4 protein-coding genes are annotated in these 2,967 nt (G+C 70.8%); 2 read left to right on the forward strand and 2 right to left on the reverse strand.

All coding sequences use genetic code 11. From position 1 onward, the window contains the following. Both FVW20_RS11220 and FVW20_RS11225 read left to right on the forward strand, forming a co-directional pair. The coding region (locus FVW20_RS11220; RefSeq protein WP_231039050.1) for a TolC family protein at positions 1–411 on the forward strand (411 nt) is incomplete at its 5' end. Between the two features lie 258 nt (positions 412–669). Further along, complete coding sequence (locus FVW20_RS11225; RefSeq protein WP_196609650.1) at positions 670–846, forward strand: hypothetical protein; 177 nt, start codon at positions 670–672, stop codon at positions 844–846. Positions 847–975: 129 nt separating this feature from the next. Here the strand turns inward: FVW20_RS11225 and FVW20_RS11230 are convergent, their stop codons facing one another. Together FVW20_RS11230 and FVW20_RS11235 are read right to left on the reverse strand one after the other, a co-directional pair. Next, the gene (locus FVW20_RS11230) at positions 976–1,509 is read right to left on the reverse strand and encodes a MarR family winged helix-turn-helix transcriptional regulator (protein ID WP_196609651.1); all 534 of its coding nucleotides are present in this window, start codon (positions 1,507–1,509) and stop codon (positions 976–978) included. Beyond that, positions 1,506–2,967: efflux transporter outer membrane subunit (locus FVW20_RS11235; RefSeq protein ID WP_196609653.1), on the reverse strand; the 1,462-nt coding region annotated here is incomplete at its 5' end. The genes FVW20_RS11235 and FVW20_RS11230, both read right to left, overlap by 4 nt.

The following is a 2,967-nucleotide window of genomic DNA, read 5'->3' on the forward strand; positions in this document are numbered from 1 at the left end:
GCCGTGGCCGCGCTGGAGGCCCGGCGCGAGGCCACGCTGGAGCGCTGGCGCAAGACCGTGCTGGTGGCCTTCGAAGAGGTGGAAACCTCGCTGGCCCGCTACGCCGAAGCCTTCGTGGAGCGCGAGCGGCTGACCCGTTCGCTGGAGGCGCAGGCCGAGGCCACCCGGCTGGCCAAGGTGCGCTATGCGGAAGGCGTGGACGACCTGCTGACCGTGCTGGACGCCGAGCGCCGCCAACTGGAGGTGGAGGAAGCCCTGGCCCGAAGCCGCTCCGGCGTGCTGCTGCATCTGGTGTCGCTGTACAAGGCCCTGGGGGGCGGCTGGCCCGAGGGAATTGTGGGGGCCGGACCTGATGCGGCAGATGCCCCGGTTGTGCCCCCGGCGGGAAGTGAGGCATCCGGCGGGAAGTAAGGCAGCGAGGGGTACGCAGCGGACGGCACCCGTGCGTCAGGTGCTGCGGCAGAGCCGCAGCACCCCGGCGGCACGGAAACGACCATATCCCAAGGGGCTTGCGCGGCGGCGCGCTCCGTGCCATGACGGCGCACCGTCCGGTGGTGTGCGTGCGGCCCCTCGCACTCGGGGCGCCATGCCAGCGGGGGCACGCCGGGCACGTATCCCTTCCCCCCCCCTTTTTTTCCGGACGGAACTGACCTTGCCAAAGGAGGCCCCATGCCCGTCATTCCCATGATTCTGACCGTGCTTGGCGCGTGGCTGTGGTACCAGGCGTTCGTGGCGTGGAAGCGCCACAAGGCCGGTGACCCCAAGGCCAAAAACGTGGCCATCGTCTGCGTGGTGGGCGCGGTTGTCGCCATGGTGGGCGGCGTGCTGGGCGGCCTGCCCAGATAAGCGCCGCCTTTCGTCTTTCTGCCCCGCACGATGCAAAACGCGGCGTCTTCCTGCGAAGACGCCGCGTTGCCGTTCGGGTTCACCGCTGCCGGGCCGGCCTGGCCCGGCATGGCGTGCGCCGCGCGCTCGTCAGTCCGTGGTTTCGGGGCGGCAGGGGGCGCACACCGCCGCTTCGCCGCCGTCCTGGTTGCCCAGGGCGTCCAGCTTGTCCAGCAGGCGCAGCATCACCGCGTGGGCGATGACCACATGCTCCTCGGGGATGCCGTCCATCAGTTCGTCGCGCAGGGCGAAACCGATGTCCAGCATGGCGTCGTACACAGGGCGGGCCTGGTCTGTCAGGGCCACCAGTTTCACACGGCGATCGGTTTCCGACGGTTGGCGGCGCACCCAGCCTTCCTTTTCCATGCGGTCCAGCAGGCGCACCAGGGTGGGGCCTTCCACTCCCAGCAGTTCGGCCACGCGGCCCTGGGGCAGCGAGCCGTGTCCGGACAGCAGCCAGATGACCCCCCAACTGGTGTCGGACAGCCCCATGGGGCGGAAACGCCGGTCGAACTCGGCCCGCCAGCCGCGGGCCAGTTCCTTCACGGTGTGGCCGAAGCCGTGCGTGCCGTGGCGCTCGGCGCGGTCCACACGGCAACGGCGACAGCGCCGGTCGTCGCTCATTGCGCGATCACCACCGGCTTGTCGGCCCGGGGCGCGGCTTCGGGAGCGTCTGTGGCATTCGGGGCCTGCGGGGCAATGCCCGCCCAGCCGCCGCCAAGGGCGCGGTATACGTCCACCACCGCCGTCAGCTGGTCGCGCCGGGCTGACGCCAGCGAAACCTCGGCCTGGAACAGGCTGCGTTCGGCGTCCAGCACCTCGAGGTAGCTGGAATAGCCGTTGTCGTAGCGCAGCCTGGCAAGGCGCAGCGAGCGGCGCAACGCCTCCACCTGCGTGGTCTGCGCCTCCGCCACCTCGCGGGCCTTGCGGTTGGCCACAAGGGAGTTCTGCGCCTCGCGGAAGGCGTTCTGCACGGCCTTTTCATACCCGGCCAGGGCGGCGCGCTGGCGCGCTTCCGCCGCTTCCACCCCGGCCTTGACCCGGCCAAAGTCGAAGATGGGCATGGACACGCTGCCCGCATACCGCCACGTGCCCGCCGGGCCGGTGAACAGCCCGGTCAGGTCACTGCTTTCGTAGCCCAGCAGGCCGGTAAGCGATATGGACGGGAAGTACGCCGCCTTGGCCACGCCGATGCGCGCGCTGGCCGCCGCAAGTTGCTGTTCCGCCTGCACGAGGTCCGGGCGACGTTCCAGCAGGGCCGAAGGCAGCCCGGCGGGCACGCTGGGGGGCACGGGCGCTGTGTCCACGGCCAGGCCGCGTTCCACGGTGCCGGTCACGATGTCGCGCGGGCTTCTGCCGGTCAGTACGGCCAGGGCCGTTTCGGTGGCGGAGACGCCGTTTTCCAGCGTGTGCACGCTGGACCGGGCGGACGCGGCTTCCGCCTCGGCCTGGCGATAGTCCAGTTCGCTGGTCAGGCCCAGTTCGTGGCGCACCTTGCGCAGTTCCTGCGTGGATTCGCGCGAGGCCAGCGTGTTGCGGGCGATCTGGAGTTGCTGGTCGTAGGCGCGCAGGTCGAAATAGGTGCGCGCCACTTCGGAAACCAGGGTCAGGCGCACGGTGTCGCGCGCGGCCATGGTGGACAGCAGGTCGGCACGCGCCGCCTCGCTGGCGCGGCGGTAGCGGCCCCACAGGTCCACTTCGTACGACAGGGCGCCGCCCACGTTGTGCAGATCCTGCACGCGGGTGGATTCATCGAACGAGTTGAGGCCCTCCAGCGAATGACGCTGGCGCTGTGATGCGCCCTGCGCGTCGATCCGGGGCATCTGGTCGGCCCGGGCAACGCCCAGTTGGGCGCGGGCCTCGTCCACGTTGGCGATGGCTTTGGCAAGGTCGCGGTTGTGGTCCAGCGCGGCGGTGACCAGGGCATCCAGTGCCGGATCGCCGAAACCCTTCCACCAGCCGTCCTGCACGGTGCCCGTGTCCGCCGTGCCCGCGCGCCAGGCGTCGGGCAGGTCCATGGCGGGGCGGGCGTGGTCGGGGCCGAAGGAGCACCCGGCCAGCGTGGTTGCCAGCATGGCCGCT

The sequence above is a fragment of the Nitratidesulfovibrio oxamicus genome (assembly GCF_015731765.1).
Taxonomy (GTDB): domain Bacteria; phylum Desulfobacterota; class Desulfovibrionia; order Desulfovibrionales; family Desulfovibrionaceae; genus Cupidesulfovibrio; species Cupidesulfovibrio oxamicus.